This is a genomic window from Terrabacter terrae (assembly GCF_039529575.1).
GTDB lineage: Bacteria > Actinomycetota > Actinomycetes > Actinomycetales > Dermatophilaceae > Terrabacter > Terrabacter terrae.
Genome location: NZ_BAAANB010000021.1, coordinates 1,638,113 through 1,663,640, shown reverse-complemented (window position 1 = coordinate 1,663,640; position 25,528 = coordinate 1,638,113). Strand labels below are relative to the sequence as shown.

Below are 25,528 nucleotides of genomic sequence, written 5' to 3'. Positions count from 1 at the left end.
CTCAGGCCCTGAAGAGGTGCCGGCGGATGGAGGCGACGTTGGAGAAGATCCGCACGCCGAGGACGACGACGACGCCGGTGGACAGCTGCGAACCCACGCCGAGCTGGTCTCCGAGGAAGACGATGAAGGCGGCGACGACGACGTTCGAGAGGAAGGAGACGACGAACACCTTGTCGTTGAAGATGCCGTCCAGGATGGCCCGGATGGCGCCGAAGACGGCGTCGAGCGCGGCGATGACGGCGATCGGCAGATAGGGCTGGAGCCACACGGGCACCGAGGGGTCGAGGAAGAGTCCGACCGCTAGTCCGGCCAGCAGGCCGAGAACTGGGATCACGGAGATGTCCTCTCACTCGTCGCAGAGCCCGAGCCCGTGCTCGTGCTCGTGCGCGTGCTGTTGCTGGTGCTCGGAGCGGAGCGCTTGCCCTGCGAGCTCGACCCCGTCGGAGAGCCGGGCGGTGCGCTCGGCGGGGACGAGCCTAGGGGCCGGGCCACCTCGAGTCGGGCGGAGGGGTCGCCCGGCACGGTCAGCGAGTCGCCCGCGGCCATCGTCGAGCGGATCTTGTACTGGTCGGTCAGCTGCGAGAGGTAGAGCCCTGCGAACGAGGGCTCGAAGAGCTGCTGCATGCCCTGCGAGTCTCCCAGTGCCGTGATGACGTAGGGCCTGGACAACGGGCGGAAGTCCACGACGATCGCCTGTCCGGCGAAGCGGATCGCCGCGGTGGAGCTCAACCGGTGCCCGTTGATGGCGATGGCCTCGGCGCCGGCACCCCAGAGGCCGTTGACGAGCACCTGCAGGTCGCCGGAGGTGACCCGGCCCTCCTGGAACCCGCTGTTGGGGCGGCTGCCCGCAGTGGCGTCGCCGCCCACCGATGCGGCGTCGTCGATGGTCAAGGTCAGGCCGGGTCCGCGGAGCGGGACCGCTGCGGCCTCCACCTCGAGCTCCTTGATGGTGCTCGTGAGGTCGGGTCCGCCCGACTGCTGCAGGGCCAGGGCCTCGTAGTCACGGACCTGCCGGCCGAGCGCCGCCACCTTGGCCTCCTGCTCGCTTCCGTGCTGCTGGAGGGCCTCGATGCGCGTGACCAGCTCCTTCTTCACCGCTGCGGCCGCCGTCGGCTTGGGTCTCAGCGACTGCGCTGCCACCGCGAAGAGGAACCCGGTGAGGAGGGCCAGCACGACGACGAGGACGGTCCGGGTCGACGTGGCCTTGGGCAGCCCGGCGGCCTCGCGGCGGTCGGCGGCCTCCTGGTAGCCGGCATCGAGAGGCCGCTCCATCATCGTCGTGAGCAGGGTCATCGACTCGTCGGGGCGGCGCGGCCGGCTCAAGCGTCCACCGTCCGGGAGCCGCGCGTGATCACGAGCCGTGCGTGCACGGCATACAGCACGGCCGCGAGCCAGTAGAGCACGAGGCCCCACCACGCGAAGGCCCAGCCGAGGGGCCGGGCGAGGTCACCCAGCCAGTCGTCGCGGTTGGCCAGCAGCAGCAGCGGGAACGCGTAGAGCAGGTTGAAGGTCGCGGCCTTGCCGACGAAGTGGACGGGCAGGCCGAGCTGTCCGCGCGAGCGCAGGTAGAGCAGCATCAGGCCCATCACGGCCTCGCGGGCAAGCAGGGCCGCGACGAGCCAGACCGGGATGAGATCGCGCCACAGGAGTCCGACGAGCGTCGTGAGGATGTAGAGGCGGTCTGCGATCGGGTCGAGGAACGCGCCGAGGCGGCTCTCCATGTGGAAGTGCCGGGCGATCTTGCCGTCGAGGTAGTCGGTGACCCCCGAGGCCATGAGCAGCAGCAGTGCCAGGCCGTCGCGGCCGGAGAGGATCGCCCAGAGGAAGAACGGCACGCCGAGGAGCCTGAGGACCGAGAGGACGTTGGGGATCGTCAGCAGCCGCTCCGACACGACGTGCTCGCGTTCCGCCGCGTTCTGGACCTCCACGGCGGCAAGCCTAACCGGCGGCCCGAGAGCCCGACGCACGTCCTCGGCATCGATCCGGACACGTCCGGACGCCGGGACCGGACCGGCACGGCTGTGCAGTGTCGGCGAGGACGGTCAGGTCACCGATGGGCCGGCTACGCGGTGCTTCGGGGCGTCAGGTGCTCACGGCTTGAAGTTCACGGAGGCCGGCGTGCTCGAACTCGATCCCCGCACCGCCCGCACGAAGAAGGTCTGGTTGCCGTTCTTCGGCACGAACGTGAAGGGCGAGACGCACGGGCTCCACTCCGCTGCCGCGGGCACGCTGCTGCCGTTCGATACCTGGCACTGGTAGGCGTAGCCCGGCACGGCGGTCCAGGTGGCGGTGCTGCTGCTCGGCGTCGAGTCGAGGGTCAGATCCACCGGTGCGGTCGGCACCGGGGTCACCAGGAAGGACTGCGTGACCTGGGGAGCCGCCGCCCAGGTCGTGTTGCCGCCCTGGTCGGCGCGCCGGGTCCCCCAGCATCGCGGCGGTCGGGGTGCTCGAGGTGAACGAGATGGCTTGGGTGGTCTTGACGGCGAAGGACTGGGTCACCTGGACTGCGGCGGCATATGTGGCGCTGCCGCCCTGGTCGGCGGCGATCGTGCAGGTGCCCGGGCCCACGAGGGTGACGGTCGACCTCACGACGGTGCAGACGGCAGTCGTGGTCCTCGTGATCGTCACGGCCAAGCCGGACGTCGCCGTGGCAGAGACGGAGTAGGCCCCGCCACCGACCGTGACGGAGCCGGGGGCGGACGAGGCGAAGGTGACGGTCTGCGAGCGCTGGACCACGGACTGCGCGACCGCGGTCGAGGACGACGCGGTGACGGGCGCCGACCCGGCATACGCAGCCGTGACGTTCCGTGTCCCGGCGGAGGCCCGGACGACGATGCTGACGCGCGAATCGGCACAACCAGTGTCGTGTCGGGCAAGGTAGCGCAAACCTTGCGTATCGCTTGCTCCGGGACCGGAGTTCTTGCGGCGAGTAGCCGCCTCCCTGGTGTCCGCGGCGCCATGAGCACCGGTTGACGGACCGAGCGCAGGAAGCTGGCGGACACGGCGAAGGGCCGCACCCTCCATTGGAGAGTGCGGCCCTTCGTCGATCGGTCGGGCTGACAGGATTTGAACCTGCGACCCCTTGACCCCCAGTCAAGTGCGCTACCAAGCTGCGCCACAGCCCGATGCCCCGCGGGGCGAAAGGAACAGTAGCGCACCGGGCACCACGGGTCCCAATCGGGCCCCAGGACGCTCCGGCCGGGTCGTACCGTCAGCGGCGGCGCTTCTCGCGGACGCGGACCGAGACCTCGATCGGCGTGCCCTCGAAGCCGAACTCCTCGCGCAGCCGCCTCTCGATGAAGCGGCGGTAGCCGGCCTCGATGAAGCCGGAGGCGAAGACCACGAACCGCGGCGGCCGGGTGGAGGCCTGCGTCGCGAAGAGGATGCGGGGCTGCTTGCCGCCACGCAGGGGGTGCGGGTGTGAGGCCACGATCTCGCCGAGGAAGGCGTTGAGGCGGGCCGTGGGCACGCGTGTGTCCCAGGACTCGAGAGCGGTCTCGATGGCGGGGACCAGGCGGTCCATGTGACGGCCGGTCCGCGCCGAGATGTTGGCCCGCGGGGCCCAGGGCACCTGGACGAGCTCCTTCTCGATCTCGCGCTCGAGGTAGTAGCGGCGCTCCTCGTCGAGGGTGTCCCACTTGTTGTAGGCGATGACGAGCGCACGCCCTGCGTCGATGACCTGCTGCACGACGCGGATGTCCTGCTCGGCGATCGGCTGCTCGGCGTCGATGAGCACCACCGCCACCTCGGCCTTCTCGAGCGCCGTCTGGGTGCGCAGCGAGGCGTAGAAGTCGGCGCCTCGCGTCTGGTGCACCCGACGCCGGATTCCCGCCGTGTCGACGAAGCGCCACGTCGTGCCACCCAGCTCGATCAGCTCGTCGACGGGGTCGCGGGTCGTGCCCGCCACGTTGTCGACGACGACCCTCTCGCTGCCGGCGAGCTTGTTGAGCAGGCTCGACTTGCCGACGTTGGGACGGCCGATGAGCGCGACGCGGCGCGGCCCCCCCTGGGCGTACGCGCCGTGCGCCGACACGTCGGGCAGCACCTCGAGCACGGCGTCCAGGGCGTCTCCGCTGCCGCGGCCGTGTACCGCCGAGACCGGCCAGGGCTGGCCGAGCCCGAGGCTCCACAGCGCGGCTGCGTCGGCCTCCCCGCGCTCGTCGTCGACCTTGTTGGCCACCAGGACGACGGGCTTGCCGGAGCGGCGCAGCAGCTTGACGACGGCCGCGTCGTCGTCGGTCGCACCCACCGTGGCGTCGACGACGAACATCACGACGTCGGCAAGGTCGATGGCGATCTCCGCCTGCTCGGCCACCCGGAGGTGGATGCCGGTCGCGTCGGCTTCCCAGCCGCCGGTGTCCACGATGGTGAAGCGGCGGCCGCCCCACTCCGCCTCGTAGGAGACTCGGTCGCGGGTGACGCCCGGGACGTCCTCCACCACGGCCTCGCGGCGGCGCAGGATGCGGTTGACCAGGCTGGACTTGCCGACGTTGGGGCGGCCGACGACGGCGACCACGGGCAGGGGTCCCTGCTCGGCGGCGCCCGCGGCATACGGTCCCTGGGCGTCGAGCAGCGCCTGGTCCTCGGGGCTCAGCTCGAAGTCGGCGAGCCCGGCGCGCAGCGCGCGCTCGACGGAGGCGTCGTCGCGGGCCTCGGGGTCGGCGGTCGAGATCGGAGCGCCCTCGTCGGTGGGGCGGGCGGTCTCGTCAGTCACGGTGTCCTCGAATCAGTGAACGTGCGGTGAGGGACCATTCTCCACCCGCGAGCGACGTACGTGTGACGCGAGAGCGTCGCGCAGCTGCTCGCTGGCGAGACGCAGGCGTATGCGTCCCGGCGCGTCAGCCGGAACGGTGAGCTCGAAGGGTTCGCCGAAGACGACGTCGAGCCGGGCCCGGGGGCGCGGCCACGCGTCTGCCGAAGCGCCCGGGACACGCGTCCCGCTCACGGCGACGGGCACGATGGTGGCGCCGGTGCGCAGCGCGATCCAGGCGGCCCCCTGGTTGACCTGCTCGACGTCGCCGGCGCCCCGGTTGCCCTCGGGGAAGATGCCGACGGCCCCCCCGCGCTCGAGCACGGCCGTGGCGGTGGCGAGCGCCGCCCGGTCACCGACGGTGCGGTCGATGGGGATCTGGCCGACGTTGCGGATGACCCAGCCGAAGAACCCCTTGAACGCCTCCTGCTTGACGAGGAAGTTCGCGGGGCGGGGTGCGAGCGAGAAGACGAACGGTCCGTCGAGGAAGGCCGCGTGGTTGGCGACCAGGACCACGGGGCCGGTGCCGGGCACCCGGTCGGCGTGGTGGGCCCTTCCCCGGTAGAGGCCGCGGAAGATCGCGATCCCGATCCACCGGCCCACGACGGCACGCCCGGGGTGCGGGGCCTCGGGGGCGCTCGCCTCGGCGGTCACGCCCGAGCCGCCTCGACCACCTGGAGCACCGCCTCGACCGAGCCCTGGAAGTCCAGGTGCGAGGTGTCGATCGTGGTGACGCCGTCGGCGGCCACCGTGAACTCGGACACGGCGGAGTCGGCCCTGTCGCGGTCGACCACCTGCGAACGGGTCGCTGCGACCGCGCCGGCGTCGGCCGCCCCGTGCAGCTCCTTCGAGCGGCGCGCGAGCCGGGCCTCCTGCGAGGCGGTCAGCAGGATGCGCACCGGGGCGTCCGGCGCGACGACGGTGGTGATGTCCCGGCCCTCGGCGACGACGCCGCCGGTGGCCCGTCCTGCCTTGCTGATCAGCCGTCGCTGCAGCACCCGGAGGATCTCGCGCACCGGCAGGACCGCCGCGACGGCCGAGACGTTGGTGGAGATGCGGGGTTCGCGGATCGCGGCGGCGACGTCGGTGCCGCCGACCGTGACGGTCGGCGCGTCCGGGTCGGTGCCGATCGAGAGCGGGAAGCGCTCGGCGGTGGTGATGACGGCGTCCTGGTCGGTCAGGTCGACACCCTGCTCGAGGCACCACCACGTCAGGGCGCGGTACATCGCACCGGTGTCGAGGAAACCGTAGCCCAGCGACCGAGCCACCTGCTTGCTGACGCTCGACTTGCCCGAGCCCGAGGGGCCGTCGACGGCGATCACGAAGCCGGAAAGGTGGTCCTCAGGGGTGTCAGGCATGCGGCCGAGGATAGTGCCTCCCCGGTGACCGGCCGACGCGCCGGGTGCTGCCGGCCGGGGCGGTCGGGCTCAGTCGTGGACGCGCCAGCCCAGCCGCGCGAGCTCGCTGCGAAGTGGTTCGACCGAGGCAGGCACGACCGAGATCTCTGCGACGCCCACGGCCTGACCGAGGCCGTGCTCGAGGTGCAGGTCCTCGAGGTTGATGCCGGCGTTGCCCACGTCGCCGAGCAGCCGCGCCAGCGCGCCGGGCTCGTCGGGCACGACCACCGAGACCACCTCGTAGGCCGTCGGCGCCGCGCCGTGCTTGCCGGGGATCCGCGCGTGGCCCAGGTTGCCCGCCTCGAGCACCCCGCTCAGGGTGCCCAGTGCGCCGACGCCGTCGGCGTCCACGAGGGCGTCGAGGGCGCCGATGACGGCCTGGACCTGGTCGCGGACGAGCCGCATGACGTCGCGCACCGCGGACGCGTTGCCCGCCAGGATCTGGGTCCACAGCCGCGGGTCGCTCGCGGCGATCCGGGTGACGTCGCGCAGACCGGGACCGGCGAGCCCGACGGCCGACTCGGGAAGGTCGCGGAGGCAGGCAGCCACGATGCTCGCGGCGAGCTGCGGCACGTGCGACACGGCGGCGACCGCCTCGTCGTGCTCGTGGGCGGGCATGACGAGCACGAGGGAGCCGACGGCGAGCGCGATCTCGCGCAGACAGCTCACGGCTGCCGGGGTGGAGCTCTCGTGCGGCACGACCACCCAGGCCCGCCCCTCGAACAGGTCGGCGCGCGCGGCTGCGGCTCCGGAGCGCTCACGGCCGGCCATCGGGTGCGAGCCGACGTAGCGGTTGGCGTCGGCACCGGAGGCCAGGACGGCGCGCAGCACCGACTCCTTGACGGAGGCGACGTCGCTCACCACCGCGCCGGGCCAGCGGTCCAGCGCCGTGACGACGACCTCGGCAGCGACGTCGGGCGGGGCCGCCACCACGACGACGTCGGGAGCATTCGTGTGCCCGTCGGCAACCTCGCCGGCACGCAGATCGCGGGCGAGCCGGACCGCCGTCGGTGAGGGATCCTCGAGCGAGACCCGGAACCCCTTGCCGGTCAGGGCGATCCCGAGGCTCGTGCCGATCAGTCCGGCACCGACGATGCGGACGTGCGTGGTCACGGCGCCAGCGTAGCCAGCGGGCCGCCGCCGGGCCGGGGCGTCCGGATCACAGACCGGCAGCCTTGTAGAGCGCGCCGATCTCCGCCTTGTTGAGCCGGCGGGAGCGGCCGGACTTGAGGTCGGCCAGGCGGATCGGGCCCACCTCGGTGCGGACGAGCTCGAGCACGGGGTGCCCGACGGCCTCGAGCATGCGGCGCACTACGTGCTTGCGTCCCTCGTGGAGCACGACCTCGACCATGGCCTTGCCGGGCTGGTGGTCGACGATGCGGAACGAGTCGACGCTCACCGGCCCGTCCTCGAGCTCGACGCCCTCGCGCAGGCGCTTGCCCACGTCGCGCTGGACCGGTCCGCGGATCGTCGCGACGTACGTCTTGAGCACGCCGTATGCCGGGTGCTGCAGTCGGTGGGCGAGGTCGCCGTCGTTGGTGAGCAGCAGCAGGCCCTCGGTGTCGGCGTCGAGACGGCCGACGTGGAAGAGCCGCTCCTCGCGGTTGCCGACGTAGTCGGCCAGGGAGACCCGGCCGAGCTCGTCGTGCATGGTCGTGACCACGCCCTTGGGCTTGTTGAAGGCGAGGTAGACGCGGTCCTCGTCGAGGTTGACGCGCACGCCGTCGACATGCACGACCTGCGTGCGGGGGTTGATCCGCACCCCAAGCTCGGTGACGACCTGCCCGTCGACCTCCACCCGGCCCTGCTCGATGAGGTTCTCGCAGACGCGGCGTGAGCCGACTCCGCCGGCTGCCATGAGCTTCTGCAGGCGCACGCCCTCGGGGTCGTGGACGTCGACCTGCGGGGCGGCCTTGCGCTCGGGGAGCTTCGTGGGCTGGCTGGCCTTCGTCGACCCGGCGAACCGCGGCCCCGTGGCCTTGCCGCCGCCGCCGCTCCTCCCGCCGCTCTTGCCGCCGGCGACGGGGCGCCCGGAGCGGCCCTTGGCGCCCTTGGGCCCCGGAGCGCCGCGACGGGCGCCGGCCCCACCACTGCCACCGGAGGCACCCGATCCCTTCTTGCGCGGCTGTCGGGGTGACCTGGAGTACTCGCTCATGCGTGTCCTTCCTCGATGAGCTCGTCGATGACGTCGGCGTCCGGTAGGTAGGGCGCCAACGCCGGGAGGTCGTCGAGCGACGACAGTCCCATCCGCTGCAGGAAGTAGGGGGTGGTGCGGTAGAGCACGGCGCCGCTCTCCCCCACGTCCTCGACCTCCTCGATGAGGCCGCGGGAGGTCAGGGTGCGCACGACGCCGTCCACGCTGACACCGCGCACGGCGCTGACCCGGGCGCGGGACACGGGCTGGCGGTAGGCGATGACCGCCAGGGTCTCGAGCGAGGCCTGGGTGAGCTTGGCCTGCTGGCCGTCGAGAACGAACTTCTCCACGACCGGGGCGTAGTCGGACCTGCTGTAGACGCGCCACCCGCCCGCGACGCTGCGCAGCGTGAACCCGCGCTGTGCGGCGGCATACTCCTCCTCGAGGGCCTGCAGGTGGCCCCGCACGTCCTCCACGGGGAGCTCGAGCGCCGACGCGAGGGCGACCTCGGTGACCGGCTCGTCGACGACCATGAGGACGGCCTCGAGGGCGGAGCGTGCTCCACCGGGGAAGTCGTTGATGTCGAAGGCGATCTGCTCGTCACCGCCACGCTCGTCGAGCACGTCCGGCTCGCCGGTCGGCTCGGGCGCCTGCGTCGACGACGCGGGCTGGTCACTCATCGTCTGCTCCTGTCCGTGCTGCTGCGTCGCCGTGGGCCGGGGCCGGCTGCTGCTCCTGGGGCCCGCTGGACCCGTCGGGCCGCTCGCCGGCGGCCTCCTCGTCGAACTCGTCGTCGATGGAGATCTCGCCCGCCCCGGCGCCGGTCCACCGGATGTCCAGCTCGCCGAGGGCCTCCTCCTGCTCGAAGGCGATGGCCGCCTCCTTGAACAGCTCGAGCAGGGCGAGGAAGCGAGCGACGATGACGAGGGTGCTGTCGGCGTCGGCGACGAGGCTGCGGAAGGAGACCTGGCCCCGGTGGCGCAGCCGCTCGACGAGGATCGCGGCCTGCTCACGCACGCTCACCTGCGGCGAGTGCAGGTGCTCCAGCCCGACGGTCGGGGCCACCTTCGGCGTCATCGCGCGGGCGGCGATCTTGGCGAACTGCTCGGGCGTGACGGCGATGACCAGCTCGGGCAGCAGGCTGGCGAACTCCGGGTCGAGGCCGGCCTGGCGCGGGGTGATCCGCCCGGCCGTGGCCATCCGGTCGCGGAAGGTCCCGGCGATCTGCTTGTAGGCGCGGTACTGGAGCAGGCGCGCGAAGAGAAGGTCGCGGGCCTCGATGAGCGCGAGGTCCTCCTCGTCCTGGGGGCCCGACTGCGGGAGCAGGCGCGAGGCCTTGAGGTCGAGCAGGGTCGCGGCGATGAGGAGGAACTCGGAGGCCTGGTCCAGGTCCCAGTCGCTGTCGGCCGCCTGGGCCGCCTTGATGTGGGCCACGAACTCGTCGGTGACCTTGGCGAGCGCCACCTCGGTGATGTCCAGCTTGTGCTTGCTGATGAGGCCGAGCAACAGGTCGAAGGGGCCCGAGAAGACGTCGAGGTGGACCTCGAACGGCGTGGAGGCCCGGCGGGTGATGACCCCACCGGGCGTCAGCTCGTCGGCGGGGGCGGCCCGCACCGGCGCGACGTCGGCCAGCTCACCCAGCTCCGGGAGCCCACCCGGCTCACCCCTCACTGCGGCCACGGCCGCCTCGGCGGTCTCGGCGGCGCCGGGGACCACGGGGTCCTCGACGTCGTCGGACTCGACCGCCCGGCGCTCGACGGTGTCCTGCTCGGTCATCCGCCCACGACGGATCAGGCTGCGCCGCCGCGCGCGATCAGCTCACGGGCGAGCTGGCGGTAGGCGTTGGCACCGGAGTGCTCGGACGAGTACGAGGTGATCGGCTCGGCGGCCAGCGTCGCGTCCGGGAACTTCACGGTGCGGCTGATGACGGTGTGGAAGACCTGCTCGCCGAAGTGGTCGACGACGGAGCGCACGACCTCGCGGCTGTGCAGGGTGCGGCCGTCGTACATCGTGGCGAGGATGCCGTCGACGTGCAGGCGCGGGTTGAGACGGTCGGTGATCTTGTCGATCGTGTCGATGAGCAGGGCCACGCCGCGCATGGCGAAGAACTCGCACTCGAGCGGGATGACGACACCGTGGGCCGCCGTCAGCGCGTTGACTGTGAGCAGGCCGAGCGAAGGCTGGCAGTCGATGAGGATGACGTCGTACTCGTCGACGACGGGCCGCAGCACGCGGGCGAGGATCTGCTCGCGCGCGACCTCACCGACGAGCTGGACCTCTGCGGCCGACAGGTCGATGTTGGCCGGCACCACGTCGAGCCCGGGCGTGCGGGTCTGCTGGATGACGTCGTGGATCTCGTGACCGCGCTCCACGAGCAGGTTGTAGATCGTGACGTCGAGCTGCTGGGCGTTGATGCCGAGGCCGACCGACAGCGCGCCCTGCGGGTCGAAGTCGACGACGAGCACCCGGCGGCCGACCTCGGCGAGCGCGGCGCCGAGGTTGATGGTGGTCGTCGTCTTGCCGACGCCACCCTTCTGGTTGCACATGGCGATGATGCGCGCCGGGCCGTGGCTGGTGAGGGGCGCAGGCTCGGGGAAGTGGGGCAGCGGTCGGCCGGTGGGTCCCATGGCCCCCGAGCCCGCGGACTCGGTGCCGGGCAGGTGGGCGACCCGGGGCACGGCGCTCACCGGACTGTGGCGGGGCTGGTCGAGGTCCTCTGACGGCACGGACTGCATGGTGTCGTGTGACTCCTCGTTCACCAGGTGTTCCACTCCGCTCGGCCTTGCCTTCAATTCTCCTGGTCAGCCTCGCGCTGATCACGTGTGACCCTATCAGCGGGCACGGGGGTGAGCGCCCGCATAGACCTCGCGGAGTCGGTGCACCGAGACCATCGTGTAGATCTGCGTGGTGGTGACGGACGCGTGGCCGAGCAGCTCCTGCACGACCCGCACGTCGGCGCCCCCGTCGAGCAGGTGCGTGGCGAAGGAGTGCCGCAGGGTGTGTGGGGAGACGTGCTCGCCGAGGCCGGCCCGGTCGGCGGCGCGCCGGATGATCGCCCACGCCGACTGGCGCGAGAGCCGGGCGCCGCGCTGGTTGAGGAAGAGCGCCGGACCCCCGCGTCCGTGCGTGGCCAGCTCGGGGCGGCCCCGGACGAGGTATGCCGTGACGGCGTCCACCGCGTAGCGGCCCACCGGGACGATCCGTTCCTTGCCACCCTTGCCGTGCAGACGCACCGACGCCGTACCCGCGCGACCACCGGCTCCAGCAGCCTCGGCCGACGCGCCCCCCAGCTCGGCGGAGGTCTCGAGGTCGTCGACGTCGAGGCCGACGGCCTCGCTGATGCGCGCCCCGACTCCGTAGAGCACCTCGAGCAGGGCCCGGTCCCGCAGCGAGTCGGGCGTGTCGCCCACCGCCGCCGCGGCGAGCAGGCGCTCCACGGCCTCGACGGGGATGGCCTTGGGCAGCCGGGCAGGCGGCTTGGGCGGCGCCACGTTGGCCGCCGGGTCCGCGGTCACGACCCCCTCCAGGGCGAGGAAGCGGTGGAAGCCACGGACCGCGACGAGGGTGCGGGCCGCGGAGGAGGCTGCCAGGCCGCGCTCGCGCAGCGAGGCCAGGAAGTCGCTGACCTGCGCCTCCGTCACTCCCCCTGCATCGTCCACGCCGTGGTCGGCGAGGAAGGCGCAGTAGGCACGGAGGTCGCGGGCGTACGACTTCAGGGTGTTCTCGGAGGCTCCCTTCTCGACCCGGACGTGGTCGAGCCACCCGCGCACGTCCCGCTCCAGGGGGGTGGGACGCGCCGCGGGCGGCTCGGTGACGACCTGGTCGGTCAGGAGAGGGCTTCCTCGAGCGACGTGCAGGCCATGTCGTGCGCCTCGGCGACCCCGGCGTAGGTGACGTGGCCGTCATGGGTGTTGAGGCCGAGGCCGAGGGCGTGGTCGGACGCGAGCGCGTCGCGCCAGCCCTGGTTGGCCAGCTTCACGGCATACGGCAGGGTCGAGTTGGTCAGGGCGTACGTCGAGGTGTTGGGCACCGCGCCCGGCATGTTGGCCACGCAGTAGAAGACCGAGCTGTGCACGCGGTAGGTCGGGTCGGCGTGGGTCGTCGCGTGGCTGTCCTCGAAGCAGCCGCCCTGGTCGATGGCGATGTCGACGAGGACCGAGCCCGGCTTCATCTGCGAAACGAGGTCGTTGGAGACGAGCTTGGGGGCGGCAGCGCCGGGGATGAGGACCGCGCCGATCACCATGTCGGCCTGAAGCACCTGCTCCTGCACCGTCAGGCGCGACGAGGCGAGCCCGTGGACCCGGTTGTCGTAGCGCCAGAACGACATCCGGAGCTTGTCGAGGTCGGTGTCGAGGAGCGTCACGTCGGCTCCCATGCCGAGCGCGATGTTGGCCGCGTTCTGGCCCGACACGCCGGCCCCGAGGATGACGACCTTGGCGTTGGCCACGCCGCCGACGCCCCCCATGAGCACGCCGCGGCCGCCCTGCGCGCGCATCAGCGCGTGGGCGCCGACCTGCGGTGCCAGACAGCCGGCGACCTCGGACATCGGGTAGAGCAGCGGCAGGCCCCCGGAGGGCAGCTGGACCGTCTCGTACGCGATGCCGGTGACCTTGCGCTTGACGAGCTCCTCGGTGAGCGGCTTGTCGGCAGCGAGGTGCAGGTAGGTGAAGAGGGTCAGGCCCTCGCGCATCCGGTGGTACTCCTCGGCCACCGGCTCCTTGACCTTGAGCACCATGTCGGCCTCGCCCCAGACGTCGTCCGCAGAGCCGATGATGCGGGCGCCGGCGGCGGCGTAGTCGTCGTCGCTGATCTGCGACCCGACGCCTGCGTCCTTCTCCACGAGCACCTGGTGGCCGTGCTCGGTGAGCTCGTGGACGCCCGAGGGCGTGATGGCCACGCGGTACTCGTGGTTCTTGACCTCGCGGGGAATGCCGACCTTCATGTCCGTCGCACGTCCTTCTCTCGTCAACCCTGCTCGGAGGCAGGTCCGGTCGACACTGACCGGCGTCGCCCACTCTATCCACCATGCGAGACGCCATCGGACGGGTCACGGGACATCGGCGCCCGTGGCGGGGATCCAGGGTGCCCATCGGGTCGGGCCGAGCCGGTCCCCGTAGGTTGGGCGTCACCGACGAAGGGGACGCCACGTGAAGCTGTACGCCGACACACCGGGCCGCCGCAGCCGTCAGCTGCTGTCAGACGTCCTCGTCCTGCTCTGGGTGAGCCTGTGGGTGTGGCTCGGCCGCCAGACCCACGACGTCGTGGTCGAGCTGCGCGGGCCCGCCGACTCACTGACCGCCGCGGGACGCTCCGTCAACACCTCCCTGACCGGCGCAGGCAACCAGGCCGGGCAGCTCCCGCTCGTCGGGGACCAGCTCAAGCAGTGGCTCGGGCAGGCGGCGCAGTCGGGCGCCACGCTGAGCAATGCGGGGACCTCGATGGCCACGACCGTCGAGCGGGTGGCGCTCGTCCTGGGCCTCGTCGTCGCCGCCGTGCCGATCGTCCTCGTCGTGTCGCTGTGGCTCTACGTACGCGTCGGGTTCGTCCGCCGGGCCTCGGCCGCGCAGCGCTTCCTCGACTCGAGCGAGGATCTCGACCTCTTCGCCCTGCGTGCGATGGCCCACCAGCCTCTGGGCACCCTCGCGCGGATCAGTGACGACCCGGCCGGGGCCTGGCGTCGCCGCGACACCGGGGTCATCCACGAGCTGGCGGCACTGGAGCTGCGCGACGAGGGCCTGCGCCCACCGCGCGGGACGTGACCCGCTGGCGGAACCGTGCTCAGCCGTCGGCGTCGGCGTCGGCGCGCGTCACGCGGGGCGTGAGGTCCTCGACCGGCGGGATCCACGAGTCGGCAGAGGCCGGCAGCTGCTCACCCGAGCGGATGTCCTTCACCTCGTCGCCGGACTCCCCCGCGCCGGGGAACCAGACGAACGGGATGCCCCGCCGCTCGGCGTAGCGGATCTGCTTGCCGAAGCGTGCAGCGGTCGGAGCGACCTCGCAGGCGATGCCGCGCCGACGCAGGGCGGTCGCCACCGTCACGGCGCCCTCTCGCGCGTCGTCGTCCGTGAGGGCGACGAGCACGGCAGCGGGGGTCGAGCGCGAGGCGGTGACGAGTCCGCGCCCGATCAGCAGGCCGAGGATCCGCGTCACGCCGATCGAGATGCCGACCCCTGGATAGGTGGTGCGCCCATCGCTGGCCAGGGCGTCGTAGCGGCCTCCGGAGCAGAACGAGCCCCACGACTCGTGCCCGATGAACTGCGTCTCGTAGACGGTGCCGGTGTAGTAGTCGAGCCCCCGCGCGATGCGCAGGTCGGCGACCAGCTTGCCCGGCGCGTGGGCCATCCCGGTGCGGATGACGTTGGCCAAGGACTCCAGGCCCTCGTCGAGCAGAGGGTGCTCGACGCCGAGGGCGCGCACCTGGTCGACGAAGGAGAGGTCGGCGGAACGGATGCCGGCCAGCGCCAGGCACTGGTCGGCCTGCTGGGGCGTCGTGCCCGACTCGACGAGCAGCGCCTTGACCTTGTCGGGGCCGATCTTGTCGAGCTTGTCGACGATCCGCAGCGTCCCGATGACGTCGGCGATGCCGATGCCCTGGTAGAAGCCGTTCGGGATCTTGCGGTCGTTGACCTGGATGACGAACTCGCCCACGGGGAACTTGCTGAAGACGTCGGCGATGACGAGCGGCATCTCCGCCTCGAAGTGGGGAGAGAGCCGGCCGACGTCCACGACGTCGATGTCGGCCTGGGTGAACTCGCGGTAGCGACCCTCCTGCGGGCGCTCGCCGCGCCACGCCTTCTGGATCTGGTAGCGCCGGAACGGGAAGGCGAGCTTGCCGGCGTTCTCGAGGACGTACCGCGCGAACGGCACCGTCATGTCGAAGTGCAGGCCCCAGCGGGCGTCGTCGTCGCTGCCGCCGGCCAGGCGGGAGACCGCGTAGATCTCCTTGTCGGCGTCCTCGCCCTGAGAGCTCAGGCGCTCGATCGGCTCGATGGACCGCGTCTCGATCGAGGAGAAGCCGTGCAGCTCGAACGTCTCGCGGATGACGTCGAGGAAGCGCTGCTCGACGATGCGCTCGGACGGGAGGTACTCGGGGAAGCCACTGATCGGGGTGACCTTGCCGGACTTCGACGGGGGACGCGTGCTCACGCGGGCAAGTCTCTCAGGTAGGGGTTGGTGGCCCGCTCCTGGGCCATCGTCGTGGCCTGGTAGTGGCCGGGCAGCACGAGCGTGGTGTCGGGCAGCGGCAGCACGACCTCGCGGAGGCTTCGCTGCATGGCCGCCGGGTCGCCGCCCGGCAGGTCGGTGCGACCGACGGAGCCCGCGAAGAGCACGTCGCCGGTCACCATCGTGCGGTCGACGTCCAGCTGCCCCTGCAGCCCGTCGGGCACGCGGTCGATGCCGAACATCACCGAGCCCTCGGTGTGCCCGGGTGCGTGCAGCACCTCGAACTCCATGCCGGCCAGGGTGAGCTTCGCGCCGTCGCCGATCTCGACGACGTTGCTCGGCTCGGTCCAGGTCGCCGCGGCGCCGAACTGCTGCTCGAACATCGAGATCAACCCGGGATTCGTCCGCCCCAGCAGGTCGTGCAGCCGGTAACGGTCGTCCGCGTGGATGTAGGCGGCCGTGTCCGAGCCGCACACCGGGGTGACTGAGTAGACGTGGTCGACGTGCCCGTGGGTGAGCAGCACGGCGGCCGGCCGGAGCCGGTGCTCCTCGAGCACCTCGCGCAGCGTCTCGACGACTCCCACGCCGGGGTCGACGACCACGCACTCCTCCCCCGCCTGCGAGGCGAGGACGTAGCAGTTGGTGTCGAAGGCCAGGGCCGGGAACGCGATCGTGAGCACCCGAGGAGCCTAGCGAGGTCGGCATCGGCGCCCCCGCCGCGAGCCCGCGCGGGCGCGTGGACGCCCCCACACGGCATACGCCCTCAGGACCGGGCGTAGGGACCAGCGGGGTGTGCGGTCACGCGGGCTGCGTGGGCCGCTCCCCCGGCGCGGGGCAGATGTCACGGACTCGTGACCCTCCCGCCACACGCGTCCCTCGGTCGTTCCCTAAAATGACCGAACGCCCGGGGACAACCCACGCGGCCCGTACGAGGAGAGGTTCGTGACCAAAGAGCAGGAACGCGCACGTGCGCGCCGCCGCCACGAGGAGCAGCAGAAGACCGCCAAGCCGCCGGTGAGCGACTCGACGCGCGACAAGCAGGTCTTCGGTGTGATCCTCGCCGTCATCCTCGTCATCGCAGCCGTCATCGCCGTCCCCAAGCTGGTCGGCGGCTCGGACACGCCGGCGCCCGCGGCAGGGGGCGCCACGACCCCCGCGACGAGCACCGCCGGCACCAGCGCTGCCGGCAAGGGCGGGTTGCAGGCCGGGCAGAAGCTCGCCGCCGGCTGCACCGCTCCCCCGCCGCTGCAGGCGACGCCGAAGAAGCAGACCCAGGTCCCCGCCAAGGCGACGGCCGCGGGCAAGACGTTCGTCGCCACGGTCAAGACGACCTGCGGTGACATCACGCTCGAGCTCGACGGCGTCAAGGCACCCCAGACCGTCGCCTCGTTCATCAACCTCGCCAAGACGGGCTACTGGGCGCCGAGCCCCTGCCACCGCATCACCACCGAGGGCATCTTCGTGCTGCAGTGCGGCGACCCGACCGGCACCGGCCAGGGTGGCCCCGGCTATGGCTTCGGCATCGAGAACGCCCCGAAGGACGGCAAGTACGCCAAGGGAGTCCTCGCGATGGCCCGCACCCAGGACCCGAACAGCAACGGTGGCCAGTTCTTCATCACCTACAAGGAAACGCAGTTGCCCACCGACGGTGGGGGCTACACGATCTTCGGGAAGGTGACCAAGGGCCTCGACATCGTCGAGAAGATCGCCGCCAACAAGGCCCTGCCACCCAGCCCGCAGGACGGCACCCCCGTCTCCCCGATCAGCATCCTCAGCGTCAGCGTGACGGAGAAGAAGGCATGAGCGACATCCAGCACCCCGAGCCTGACGAGACGACCGTCTCGGACACGCAGCCCGAGACCGACCAGCCCGCGGCCGAGCAACCGGCTGCCGCGGCGCAGGCCGCTCCCGCCGAGCCGACGGAGCAGGCCGCTCCCGCCGAGCCGACGGAGCAGGCCGCCGAAGGCACCGAGCAGGCGGAGCAGGCCGCCGTGACCCCGGCGGCCGAGAACGCCGGGACCGTGGAGACCGTCGAGCCGGCCTCGGCCGGTGAGCCCGCCGAGGCACAGGCCGAGCTCGCCGACGTAGTCGCGTCGGTCAGCAGCACCGAGGTGGGCGACACCGCGGAGGCGCCTGCGGAAAAGGCAGCGCAAGAGGCCCGAACGGAAGAGGTGCCTGCTGCTGAGGCGCCGACGAGCGGGCCGGCGCCCAGCGCGCCCACCCCGGCGAGCCCCCCGAAGCCGTCCGCGATCCCGACGCCGGCCGCTCTGGCCAAGGCCGTGCCGCACCCCCCGACCGTGACCCCCGCGGCGCCGGCTCCCATCACGACCGACCACTCCGCGTCCGCGGCGTTCGGTCGCGTGGACGAGAACGGCACCGTCTTCGTGCGCACCCGCGACGGTGAGGAGCACGAGGTCGGCTCCTACCCCGGCGCCACCGACGAGGAGGCCCTGACCTACTTCGCCCGCAAGTACGACGAGCTGTTCGCCTCGGCCGTGCTCCTCGAGCAGCGGCTCTCCCAGCCCGAGGTGCCGTCCAAGGACGTCGCCGAGGGCCTCAAGACGCTGACCGCCCAGGTCAAGGAGGCGACCGTCGTCGGCGACCTCGACGCCCTCGCCACCAAGCTCGACGAGATCCAGTCCGGCCTCGCCGCCAAGCGCAACGTGGAGCAGCAGCACCGGGCCGAGGCCCGCGCCGCCGCCACCGCCGAGCGCGAGAAGATCGTCGCCGAGGCCGAGGCCATCGCGGCCCAGCCGGAGCAGCGCATCCAGTGGAAGACCAGTGGCGCCCGGATGCGCGAGCTGCTCGACGAGTGGAAGGCGCACCAGCGCTCGGCGACCCGCCTCGACCGCGAGACCGAGTCGGCCCTGTGGCAGCGGTTCAGCGCTGCGCGCAACAGCTTCGACAAGGCGCGTCGTGGTCACTTCGCCGGCCTCGACGCCCAGCACGCCGAGGCCAAGGGCGCCAAGGAACGCCTCGTCGCCGAGGCGGAGAAGCTCTCGACGAGCACCGACTGGGCGGCCACCGCTGGGGCCTTCAAGCGCCTCATGGACGAGTGGCGCCGCGCCGGTCGGGCCAGCCGGACCGACGACGACAGGCTGTGGGCGCGTTTCAAGGAGGCACAGGACCGCTTCTTCGCCGCCAAGGACGAGGTGGTGGCGGCCGAGGAGGAGCAGTACCGCGGCAACCTGACGGTCAAGGAGGCGCTGCTCGTCGAGGCCGAGGCGATCCTGCCGGTCACCGACCTGGAGAAGGCCAAGGCGCAGCTGCGCGTCATCCAGGACAAGTGGGACGCGGCGGGCAAGGTGCCGCGCGCCGACATGGAGCGGGTCGAGAAGGCGATGCGCCGCGTCGAGCAGACCGTGCGCGACGCCGAGGACCGCAAGTGGAGGTCCAGCAACCCCGAGGTCGCTGCGCGGGCGCGGGCCATGGTCGACCAGCTCGAGCGCGCCGTCGCCGACCTGCAGGACGACCTCGCCAGGGCCGAGGCCTCCGGCAACGCCGGCAAGGTCAAGAAGGCCCGCGAGGCCCTCGAGGCCCGGCAGGTCTGGCTCGACCAGGCGCGCGCCGGCGTCGCCGAGTTCGGCGGCTGAGCCAGCACACCCCCAACACGTCGAAGGGCCACAAACCGGGGCAGAGAGCGGGCCGCGCAGGCCCGCTCAGCCCGGTTTGTGGCCCTTCGACGTTTTCTCGGCAGGCGGGTTGGCCCATGCACCCCCGGGCCCGAGGCCTACATCGTCGACTTGCCGCCGTTGACGCGGTAGACGTCGAAGACGCCGTCGATGCGGCGTACCGCCTTGATGACGTGGTCGAGGTGCGCCGGGTCGCCCATCTCGAAGGTGAAACGAGAGATCGCCACGCGGTCGCGGGAGGTCTGCACCGACGCCGAGAGGATGTTGACGTGCTGGTCGGACAGCACGCGCGTCACGTCGCTCAGCAGCCGGTTGCGGTCGAGCGCCTCGACCTGCAGCTGCACGAGGAACACGCTGGCCGAGCTGGGCGCCCACTCGACGTCGATCAGCCGCTCGGGGTTGGCCGTCAGCTGGTCGGCGTTGGTGCAGTCGACCCGGTGCACCGAGACCCCGTTGCCGCGGGTGACGAAGCCGATGATCGGGTCCCCGGGCACCGGGGTGCAGCACTTGGCGAGCTTGACCCAGACGTCAGCGGTGCCGACGACGACGACACCGGGGTCACCGGCCCGGCGGCGGGAGGCAGCGCGGGTCGGGACGGTCGCCTCGGCGAGGTCCTCGGTGGCGCCGTCGACGCCGCCCATCGAGGCGACGACCTTGCTGACGACATGCTGCGCGGAGACGTGCCCCTCGCCCACGGCGGCATACAGCGCCTCGATGTCCTGGTAGCGCAGGTCGGTCGCGACGGCCGTCATCGAGTCGTGGCTCATCAGCCGCTGCAGCGGCAGGTTCTGCTTGCGCAGGGCCTTGGCGATCGAGTCCTTGCCGGCCTCGATGGCCTCCTCGCGCCGCTCCTTGGAGAACCACTGCTTGATCTTGTTGCGGGCGCGCGGGCTCTTGACGAACTGCAGCCAGTCGCGCGAGGGCCCGGCGCCGTCGGCCTTGGAGGTGAGCACCTCGACGACGTCGCCGTTCTCGAGCGTGGACTCCAGCGGCACGAGGCGCCCGTTGACGCGGGCGCCGATGCAGTGGTGCCCGACCTCGGTGTGGACGGCATACGCGAAGTCGACCGGCGTGCCACCGACCGGGAGCGCGACGACCGAGCCCTTGGGCGTGAAGACGTAGACCTCGCTGCTGCCCATCTCGAATCGCAGGGAGTCGAGGAACTCGCCCGGGTCCTCGGTCTCGCGCTGCCAGTCGAGCAGCTGGCGCAGCCACGCCATGTCGTTCTGCGGCGTGACCTCGCCCGGACGGGGGGCGCCACCGCCGTTGTTCTGGTCCTTGTACTTCCAGTGCGCGGCGACGCCGTACTCGGCGCGGCGGTGCATCGTGTGCGTGCGGATCTGGATCTCGACGGGCTTGCCCTGCGGGCCGATGACCGTCGTGTGCAGCGACTGGTACATGTTGAACTTCGGCATCGCGATGTAGTCCTTGAACCGGCCGGGGACCGGGTTCCACCGCGAGTGGAGGGCGCCGAGCGCCGCGTAGCAGTCGCGCACCGTGTCGACGAGCACGCGCACGGCGACGAGGTCGTAGATCTCCTCGAAGTCGCGGCCGCGCACGATCATCTTCTGGTACACGGAGTAGTAGTGCTTGGGCCGCCCGGTGACGGTGGCCTTGATCTTGGCGGCTGCGAGGTCCTCGGTGACCTGGGTCCGCACGCCGGCGAGGTACTCCTCGCGGGCGGGGGCGCGCTCGGCGACGAGGCGCACGATCTCGTCGTAGACCTTGGGGTAGAGCGTCGCGAACGAGAGGTCCTCGAGCTCCCACTTGATGGTGTTCATGCCGAGCCGGTGCGCGAGCGGCGCGTAGATCTCGAGCGTCTCGTTGGCCTTGCGCTTGGCCGACTCGGGGCTGACGTAGCGCCACGTGCGGGCGTTGTGCAGGCGGTCGGCGAGCTTGATGACGAGCACCCGGATGTCACGCGCCATCGCGATGACCATCTTGCGGACCGTCTCGGCCTGGGCGGCCTCGCCGTAGGTGACCTTGTCGAGCTTGGTGACGCCGTCAACGAGCATGGCGATCTCGTCACCGAAGTCGCGTCGCAGCTCGTCGAGGCCGTATGCCGTGTCCTCGACCGTGTCGTGCAGCAGCGCCGCCGCGAGGGTGGGCGGGGTCATGCCGAGCTCGGCGAGGATGGTCGCGACGGCGAGGGGATGCGTGATGTAGGCGTCGCCGCTCTTGCGCATCTGCCCCTGGTGCGCGCTCTCGGCGACGGCATACGCCCGCTCGATGACCGACAGGTCCGCCTTGGGGTGGTTCTGGCGGACCGCCGTCATGAGCGGCTCGAGGACGGGGTTGCCCGCTGGGCGGGTCGCCCCGAAACGCGCGAAGCGCGCCCGGACCCGCGACGGGGTGGACAGCTCGCTGCGGACGTCCTCGCTCATGAACAGAGTCTAGGCGTTGCCGCCGGGCGTCACACCGTGAGGATGGCGTTGACGGGCCGGTGCGCGAGGCGCTTGCGGCCCTCGAGGAAGGCGAGCTCGAGCACCACCTCGATCGCGGCCACCTTGGCGCCGGCTCGCTCGACGAGCAGCGCGGTCGCCTCGGCCGTGCCTCCGGTGGCGAGCACGTCGTCGATGACGAGCACGCGCTGCCCGGCCTGGAAGGCGTCGGTGTGTACCTCGATCTCGGCCGTGCCGTACTCGAGGGCGTAGCTCTCCCGAAGCGTCTCCCCCGGCAGCTTGCCGGCCTTGCGCACCGGCACCATGCCGAGCTCCAGCTCGTAGGCCACCGCAGCACCGAGGATGAAGCCTCGTGCCTCGATGCCGACGATGACGTCGACCGAGCCGGCATACCGCTGGGCGATGTCGCGGACGAGCTCGCGCAGGGCGGGACCGTCGGCGATGAGGGGGGTGAAGTCCTTGAACACCACCCCGGGCTTCGGGAAGTCCGGGATGTCGCGCAGCTTGCTGGCCACGAGGTCACTGATCTGGCTCACGCCGTCTCCTTCTGGGTGTGCGGGGCCGTGTTCGTGGCTGGGGGCTGGTGCAGGCCGGCCTCAGCGCTGGGACTTCGGCGCCCGCTTCGGCTGGTTGCGGGGACCTGCCTGGGCGTACTTGTGCACCGGACGCGGCGTGGCCGCCGCGGACGACCCGGCAGCCGCGGCACCCCCGCCGGCCCGCGCGGCGCCGGGAGCCGCGGCCCCGGTGGCGTCGGCACCGACGGCGACCGGCTCGGGCGTGCCCACGGGGGCCTCGGGCCGCGTCCTGGCGCCGTGCCGCTCGACGTACTTGGCGAGCTCCTTGACGGCCGGCTCGTTGCGGCGCAGGTCGACGAGCAGCGGCGTCGCGATGAAGATCGAGGAGTACGCGCCGACCGCGATGCCGATGAAGAGCGCCAGCGACAGGTCCAGCAGGGTGCCGGGGCCCAGCAGCGTGAACCCGACGAAGAGCACCGCGGCGATGGGCAGCAGCGCCACCACGGTGGTGTTGATCGAGCGCACGAGTGTCTGGTTGACGGCCAGGTTGGCCGCCGCCGAGTAGGTCATCCGGCGGGTGCGGAAGGCGTCGCTCGTGTTCTCGCGGACCTTGTCGAAGACGACGACGGTGTCATAGAGCGAATAGCCGAGGATCGTCAGGAACCCGATCATCGAGGACGGCGTGATCTCGAAGCCGAAGAGCGCGTAGATGCCCACGGTGATGACCAGGTCGTGCAGCAGGGCGACGAGGCCCGAGACGGCCATCTTCCACGTTCGGAAGTAGAGCGCCATGACGATGGTCACGAGCACGAGGAACACGACGAGTCCGCGAATCGCCTGCTGGCTGACCGACGCCCCCCACGAGGGACCGATGAGCGAGGCGCTGACCGAGTTCTCCTTGACGCCGAACTGCTTGGCGAGGGCCGTGCGCGCCTCGTCGGTGCGGTCGGAGGCCGCCTCGGACTGCACCCGGACCGTGTCTTGGCCGATGATCGTCGAGATGACGTTGCCCGAGATGCCGGCCGTCGAGATCGCGGACTGCGCCTTCTCCTCGTAGCCCTGGCTGTTGGACACGCCCTGGACGCGGAACTCCGACCCACCGCGGAACTCGATGCCGAAGTTCAGGCCCTTGACGAAGATGCCGACGAGGGCGAGGACGATGAGCACGCTCGAGAGGGCGTACCACGTCTTCTGGCGCTTGATGAAGTCGACCGAGCGCTTGCCGGTGTAGAGGTCGTTGCCGACCTGGGCGAAGTTGATCATGCCTGGGCCTTCCCCTCGGCGAGGCGGGCCGAGCCCACGGTGGCGGGCGGGCGCTGCGCGCCGGGAGCCCCGAACTGGCCGCGACCGCGGTAGCGGACCGACTCCTTCGCGCCGAGGCGCTGCGGGTCGAGGCCCGACCACTTGTGACCGCCGCCGAAGAACTTCGTGCGTGCCAGCAGCTGCACTGCCGGGTGCGTGAAGAGCATGACGACGAGCAGGTCGATCAGCGTGGTGAGCCCGAGGGTGAACGCGAAGCCGCGTACGTTGCTCGAGGCGAGCAGGTAGAGCACGAGGGCCGCGATGAAGTTGACGGCGTCCGCCGCGATGATCGTGCGGCGGGCTCGCTTCCAGCCCGTCTCGACGGCCGCCACGAGAGGACGTCCGTCACGGACCTCGTCACGGATGCGCTCGAAGTAGACGATGAAGCTGTCGGCGGTGACACCGATGGCCACGATGAGACCGGTCACCCCCGCCATCGTCAGGCGGAACCCGTGGGTCGTGCCGAGCACCGTGACCGAGAGGTAGGTGATGACGGACGCGACGACGAGCGAGGCGACGGTCACCAGTCCCAGGGCGCGGTACTGGAACAGCGAGTAGACCACGACAAGGAGCAGGCCGATGAAGCCGGCGAGCAGGCCGATGCGCAGCTGCTCCTCACCGAGCTGCGGCGTGATGTTGTCCTGGGTCTGCAGCGCGAACGAGATCGGCAGCGCGCCGAACTTGAGCTGGTCGGCGAGCTGCTTGGCCGAGTCGATGGTGAACGAGCCGGTGATCGAGGCACGGCCGTCGGTGATGACCGCACGCGCCTGGGGGGCCGTGATGACGGCCTTGTCCAGGACGACGGCGAACTGGTCGAGCGGCGGCTGGCCCTGCAGGCCGAAGAGCCGCTTGGTGACGGCCGCGAACTTCGCCTTGCCGGTGTCCTTGAAGGACAGCGCCACCTCGACGATGGAGGTCGGCTGCCCGTTCGGGCCGGGCTGGTAGCCGCTGGAGGCGTCGGCGATCTCGCTGCCGTCGATCTCGCTCGGGCCGAGGACGTACTTGGTGGCGCGGTCCTCACCACAGGTGGCCAGGGGCTGCGTCGGGTCGTCGACGATCTTGTCGAGGGCGCCCGGGGCGGAGCAGTTCAGGGCGGTGTACGCCTTGGCGACCTTCGCGGCGGCCGCGTCGGCCTTCGCCTTGTCCCAGCCGATCCCGACCAGGCCCTTGCTGGTCTGGTCCTTGATCGCGGCCTCGGTCTGCGCGGGCGTGGGCGCCGGAGCGGTCTGGGCGGGCGCGGGGGCCGTCGTGGTGGCCTTGGGAGCCGGCGTGCCCGACGTCGCGGACGGGGTCGGTGTCGTCGCGGCGCGCAGCGCGTCGGGGACCACGCCGTTCTGTGCGGTCTTCGAGGCCGACGGCGTCGCCGAAGCGGTCGACGTGGGGGCGGCGGTGCCCGACGGCGTTCCGGACGGGGTGGCGGTGCCGGTGGCGCCGCCGCTCGGCGTCGCGTTGGGGTTGACCTGGCTGGCGTTCTGGTCGAGGGCCTGGACGTAGACCGCTCGGAAGCGCAGCTGCGACGGCTTCTTGAGGGCGTCGAGCTGCTGGGCGGTCGGTGAGCCCGGGATCGAGACGACGATGTTCTTGCCGCCCTGCGTCGTGATCTCGGCCTCGGACACGCCGTTGGCGTCGATGCGCTGCCGGATGATGTCGACGGCCCGGGTGACCTGGCCCTCACTGATGGTCTGCGTGCCGACGAGCTGCGGCTGGAGCACCAGCTCGGTGCCGCCCTCGAGGTCGAGTCCGAGACGAGGGGTCATCGACCCGTCGCCCCACTTCGTCAGGCCGGCGGCGAGGGCGCCGAGACCGATGATGACGACGAGCAGCGCGAACAGGCTGCGTCTCGCCGACTTCTTGGTGGAGCTGCGTGCCACGGAACCCTCACTGACCGTTCTGCTGGATGCCCGGCGTCGTGCCGGGGTCATCGGTGTTCGGACCGCCGACGGCGCCGCTGTCTGAGGTGTCGGCCTGCTTCATCGCGATGGCGCGGCGGTCGACCCGGATGGTGGTGCCCTCCGCGACCTCGAGCCAGGCGCTGGTGTCGTCGAGGTGCTTGACGGTGCCGAAGATGCCGGACGAGGTGATCACGTGGTCACCGACGCCGAGGGCCGAGCTGAAGTCGCGTGCCTGCTTCATCCGCTTGTTCTGGGAAAAGAACAGCCAGCCGAGCAGCAGCAGCGGCAGCGCGAAAATCAGCAACGAGAAGGCCCCGTTGTTGTTCATGTCAGCTCAGTC

25 protein-coding genes and 1 tRNA gene are annotated in these 25,528 nt (G+C 71.5%); 4 read left to right on the top strand and 22 right to left on the bottom strand.

The window, feature by feature from the left end; all coding sequences use genetic code 11:
* Position 1: 1 nt before the first annotated feature.
* The 4 genes from ABD194_RS18000 to ABD194_RS17985 form a co-directional block, all read right to left on the bottom strand.
* On the bottom strand, positions 2-334 hold the full coding sequence (locus tag ABD194_RS18000; protein WP_045187991.1) for a small basic family protein: 333 nt from the start codon (positions 332-334) through the stop codon (positions 2-4).
* On the bottom strand, positions 331-1,323 hold the full coding sequence (locus tag ABD194_RS17995; RefSeq protein ID WP_343993895.1) for a DUF881 domain-containing protein: 993 nt from the start codon (positions 1,321-1,323) through the stop codon (positions 331-333). The genes ABD194_RS18000 and ABD194_RS17995 overlap by 4 nt, the downstream gene beginning before the upstream one ends.
* Positions 1,320-1,928 carry a cardiolipin synthase ClsA gene (gene clsA, locus ABD194_RS17990; RefSeq protein ID WP_343993893.1) on the bottom strand — a complete coding sequence of 203 codons (609 nt, stop codon included), beginning with the start codon at positions 1,926-1,928 and terminating at the stop codon, positions 1,320-1,322. The genes ABD194_RS17995 and clsA overlap by 4 nt, the downstream gene beginning before the upstream one ends.
* Before the next feature lie 162 nt (positions 1,929-2,090).
* Positions 2,091-2,342 carry a hypothetical protein gene (locus ABD194_RS17985; RefSeq protein ID WP_343993891.1) on the bottom strand — a complete coding sequence of 84 codons (252 nt, stop codon included), beginning with the start codon at positions 2,340-2,342 and terminating at the stop codon, positions 2,091-2,093.
* A gap of 119 nt (positions 2,343-2,461) precedes the next feature.
* Here ABD194_RS17985 and ABD194_RS17980 point away from each other — a divergent pair, with 119 nt between their 5' ends.
* Positions 2,462-2,665: a hypothetical protein gene (locus ABD194_RS17980; protein ID WP_343993889.1), complete on the top strand. Its 204-nt coding sequence runs from the start codon at positions 2,462-2,464 to the stop codon at positions 2,663-2,665.
* A 386-nt stretch (positions 2,666-3,051) separates the two neighbouring features.
* Here ABD194_RS17980 and ABD194_RS17975 read toward each other — a convergent pair.
* From ABD194_RS17975 to ald, 11 genes are all read right to left on the bottom strand, one after another.
* Positions 3,052-3,125, bottom strand: a tRNA-Pro gene (locus ABD194_RS17975).
* Between the two features lie 86 nt (positions 3,126-3,211).
* Entirely contained in the window at positions 3,212-4,714 is a 1,503-nt protein-coding gene (der, locus tag ABD194_RS17970; RefSeq protein WP_425580006.1) for a ribosome biogenesis GTPase Der, read from the bottom strand.
* A gap of 12 nt (positions 4,715-4,726) precedes the next feature.
* Positions 4,727-5,404 (bottom strand): lysophospholipid acyltransferase family protein, encoded by a 678-nt coding sequence (locus ABD194_RS17965; RefSeq protein ID WP_343993887.1) that lies wholly within the window; start codon positions 5,402-5,404, stop codon positions 4,727-4,729.
* Entirely contained in the window at positions 5,401-6,108 is a 708-nt protein-coding gene (gene cmk, locus ABD194_RS17960; protein ID WP_343993885.1) for a (d)CMP kinase, read from the bottom strand. The genes ABD194_RS17965 and cmk overlap by 4 nt, the downstream gene beginning before the upstream one ends.
* A gap of 69 nt (positions 6,109-6,177) precedes the next feature.
* A complete protein-coding gene (locus tag ABD194_RS17955) occupies positions 6,178-7,260 on the bottom strand; it encodes a prephenate dehydrogenase (protein ID WP_343993883.1) in 1,083 nt (360 codons plus the stop codon).
* 46 nt (positions 7,261-7,306) lie between these two features.
* The gene (locus tag ABD194_RS17950) at positions 7,307-8,302 is read right to left on the bottom strand and encodes a pseudouridine synthase (RefSeq protein WP_343993881.1); all 996 of its coding nucleotides are present in this window, start codon (positions 8,300-8,302) and stop codon (positions 7,307-7,309) included.
* A complete protein-coding gene (gene scpB, locus ABD194_RS17945) occupies positions 8,299-8,961 on the bottom strand; it encodes an SMC-Scp complex subunit ScpB (protein WP_343993879.1) in 663 nt (220 codons plus the stop codon). The genes ABD194_RS17950 and scpB overlap by 4 nt, the downstream gene beginning before the upstream one ends.
* Positions 8,954-10,057: a segregation and condensation protein A gene (locus ABD194_RS17940; RefSeq protein WP_343993877.1), complete on the bottom strand. Its 1,104-nt coding sequence runs from the start codon at positions 10,055-10,057 to the stop codon at positions 8,954-8,956. The genes scpB and ABD194_RS17940 overlap by 8 nt, the downstream gene beginning before the upstream one ends.
* Before the next feature lie 14 nt (positions 10,058-10,071).
* Positions 10,072-11,016, bottom strand: a complete 945-nt coding sequence (locus ABD194_RS17935) for a ParA family protein (protein ID WP_425580025.1) — start codon at positions 11,014-11,016, stop codon at positions 10,072-10,074.
* A 96-nt stretch (positions 11,017-11,112) separates the two neighbouring features.
* Positions 11,113-12,051, bottom strand: coding sequence for a site-specific tyrosine recombinase XerD (gene xerD / locus ABD194_RS17930; RefSeq protein ID WP_343993875.1), 939 nt, complete (start codon positions 12,049-12,051; stop codon positions 11,113-11,115).
* 56 nt (positions 12,052-12,107) lie between these two features.
* On the bottom strand, positions 12,108-13,223 hold the full coding sequence (ald, locus tag ABD194_RS17925) for an alanine dehydrogenase (protein ID WP_343993873.1): 1,116 nt from the start codon (positions 13,221-13,223) through the stop codon (positions 12,108-12,110).
* A 205-nt stretch (positions 13,224-13,428) separates the two neighbouring features.
* Between ald and ABD194_RS17920 the strand changes: the two genes are divergently transcribed.
* Complete coding sequence (locus ABD194_RS17920) at positions 13,429-14,040, top strand: hypothetical protein (RefSeq protein WP_343993871.1); 612 nt, start codon at positions 13,429-13,431, stop codon at positions 14,038-14,040.
* A 19-nt stretch (positions 14,041-14,059) separates the two neighbouring features.
* Here the strand turns inward: ABD194_RS17920 and hisS are convergent, their stop codons facing one another.
* Both hisS and ABD194_RS17910 read right to left on the bottom strand, forming a co-directional pair.
* A complete protein-coding gene (gene hisS / locus ABD194_RS17915; protein ID WP_343993869.1) occupies positions 14,060-15,427 on the bottom strand; it encodes a histidine--tRNA ligase in 1,368 nt (455 codons plus the stop codon).
* Entirely contained in the window at positions 15,424-16,125 is a 702-nt protein-coding gene (locus ABD194_RS17910) for an MBL fold metallo-hydrolase (RefSeq protein WP_343993867.1), read from the bottom strand. Before ABD194_RS17910 ends, hisS begins: the two co-directional genes overlap by 4 nt.
* A gap of 262 nt (positions 16,126-16,387) precedes the next feature.
* On the opposite strand from ABD194_RS17910, the gene ABD194_RS17905 reads away from it, so the two are divergent.
* A complete protein-coding gene (locus ABD194_RS17905) occupies positions 16,388-17,248 on the top strand; it encodes a peptidylprolyl isomerase (protein ID WP_343993865.1) in 861 nt (286 codons plus the stop codon).
* On the top strand, positions 17,245-19,038 hold the full coding sequence (locus ABD194_RS17900) for a DUF349 domain-containing protein (protein WP_343993863.1): 1,794 nt from the start codon (positions 17,245-17,247) through the stop codon (positions 19,036-19,038). Before ABD194_RS17905 ends, ABD194_RS17900 begins: the two co-directional genes overlap by 4 nt.
* Positions 19,039-19,175: 137 nt before the next feature.
* Here ABD194_RS17900 and ABD194_RS17895 read toward each other — a convergent pair whose 3' ends face one another.
* Genes ABD194_RS17895 through yajC form a run of 5 tightly spaced genes read right to left on the bottom strand, consistent with a single transcriptional unit; the run spans position 19,176 to position 25,516 of the window.
* Entirely contained in the window at positions 19,176-21,461 is a 2,286-nt protein-coding gene (locus ABD194_RS17895) for a RelA/SpoT family protein (RefSeq protein WP_343993861.1), read from the bottom strand.
* Positions 21,462-21,490: 29 nt separating this feature from the next.
* Positions 21,491-22,015: an adenine phosphoribosyltransferase gene (locus ABD194_RS17890; protein ID WP_343993859.1), complete on the bottom strand. Its 525-nt coding sequence runs from the start codon at positions 22,013-22,015 to the stop codon at positions 21,491-21,493.
* 60 nt (positions 22,016-22,075) lie between these two features.
* Positions 22,076-23,257, bottom strand: a complete 1,182-nt coding sequence (secF, locus tag ABD194_RS17885; RefSeq protein ID WP_343993857.1) for a protein translocase subunit SecF — start codon at positions 23,255-23,257, stop codon at positions 22,076-22,078.
* Positions 23,254-25,167 carry a protein translocase subunit SecD gene (gene secD, locus ABD194_RS17880; protein ID WP_343993855.1) on the bottom strand — a complete coding sequence of 638 codons (1,914 nt, stop codon included), beginning with the start codon at positions 25,165-25,167 and terminating at the stop codon, positions 23,254-23,256. Before secD ends, secF begins: the two co-directional genes overlap by 4 nt.
* Before the next feature lie 7 nt (positions 25,168-25,174).
* The gene (gene yajC, locus ABD194_RS17875) at positions 25,175-25,516 is read right to left on the bottom strand and encodes a preprotein translocase subunit YajC (RefSeq protein WP_343993853.1); all 342 of its coding nucleotides are present in this window, start codon (positions 25,514-25,516) and stop codon (positions 25,175-25,177) included.
* Between the last annotated feature and the right edge of the window lie 12 nt (positions 25,517-25,528).

Excerpts from the sequence above, each read along its gene's own strand:
- ABD194_RS17980 (WP_343993889.1), top strand. The coding sequence starts at position 2,462 with ATGGCTTGGGTGGTCTTGACGGCGAAGGACTGGGTCACCTGGACTGCG.
- cmk (WP_343993885.1), bottom strand. The coding sequence starts at position 6,108 with ATGCCTGACACCCCTGAGGACCACCTTTCCGGCTTCGTGATCGCCGTC.
- ABD194_RS17950 (WP_343993881.1), bottom strand. The coding sequence starts at position 8,302 with ATGAGCGAGTACTCCAGGTCACCCCGACAGCCGCGCAAGAAGGGATCG.
- scpB (WP_343993879.1), bottom strand. The coding sequence starts at position 8,961 with ATGAGTGACCAGCCCGCGTCGTCGACGCAGGCGCCCGAGCCGACCGGC.
- ABD194_RS17940 (WP_343993877.1), bottom strand. The coding sequence starts at position 10,057 with ATGACCGAGCAGGACACCGTCGAGCGCCGGGCGGTCGAGTCCGACGAC.
- ABD194_RS17935 (WP_425580025.1), bottom strand. The coding sequence starts at position 11,016 with ATGCAGTCCGTGCCGTCAGAGGACCTCGACCAGCCCCGCCACAGTCCG.
- ald (WP_343993873.1), bottom strand. The coding sequence starts at position 13,223 with ATGAAGGTCGGCATTCCCCGCGAGGTCAAGAACCACGAGTACCGCGTG.
- ABD194_RS17900 (WP_343993863.1), top strand. The coding sequence starts at position 17,245 with ATGAGCGACATCCAGCACCCCGAGCCTGACGAGACGACCGTCTCGGAC.
- ABD194_RS17895 (WP_343993861.1), bottom strand. The coding sequence starts at position 21,461 with ATGAGCGAGGACGTCCGCAGCGAGCTGTCCACCCCGTCGCGGGTCCGG.
- secF (WP_343993857.1), bottom strand. The coding sequence starts at position 23,257 with ATGATCAACTTCGCCCAGGTCGGCAACGACCTCTACACCGGCAAGCGC.
- yajC (WP_343993853.1), bottom strand. The coding sequence starts at position 25,516 with ATGAACAACAACGGGGCCTTCTCGTTGCTGATTTTCGCGCTGCCGCTG.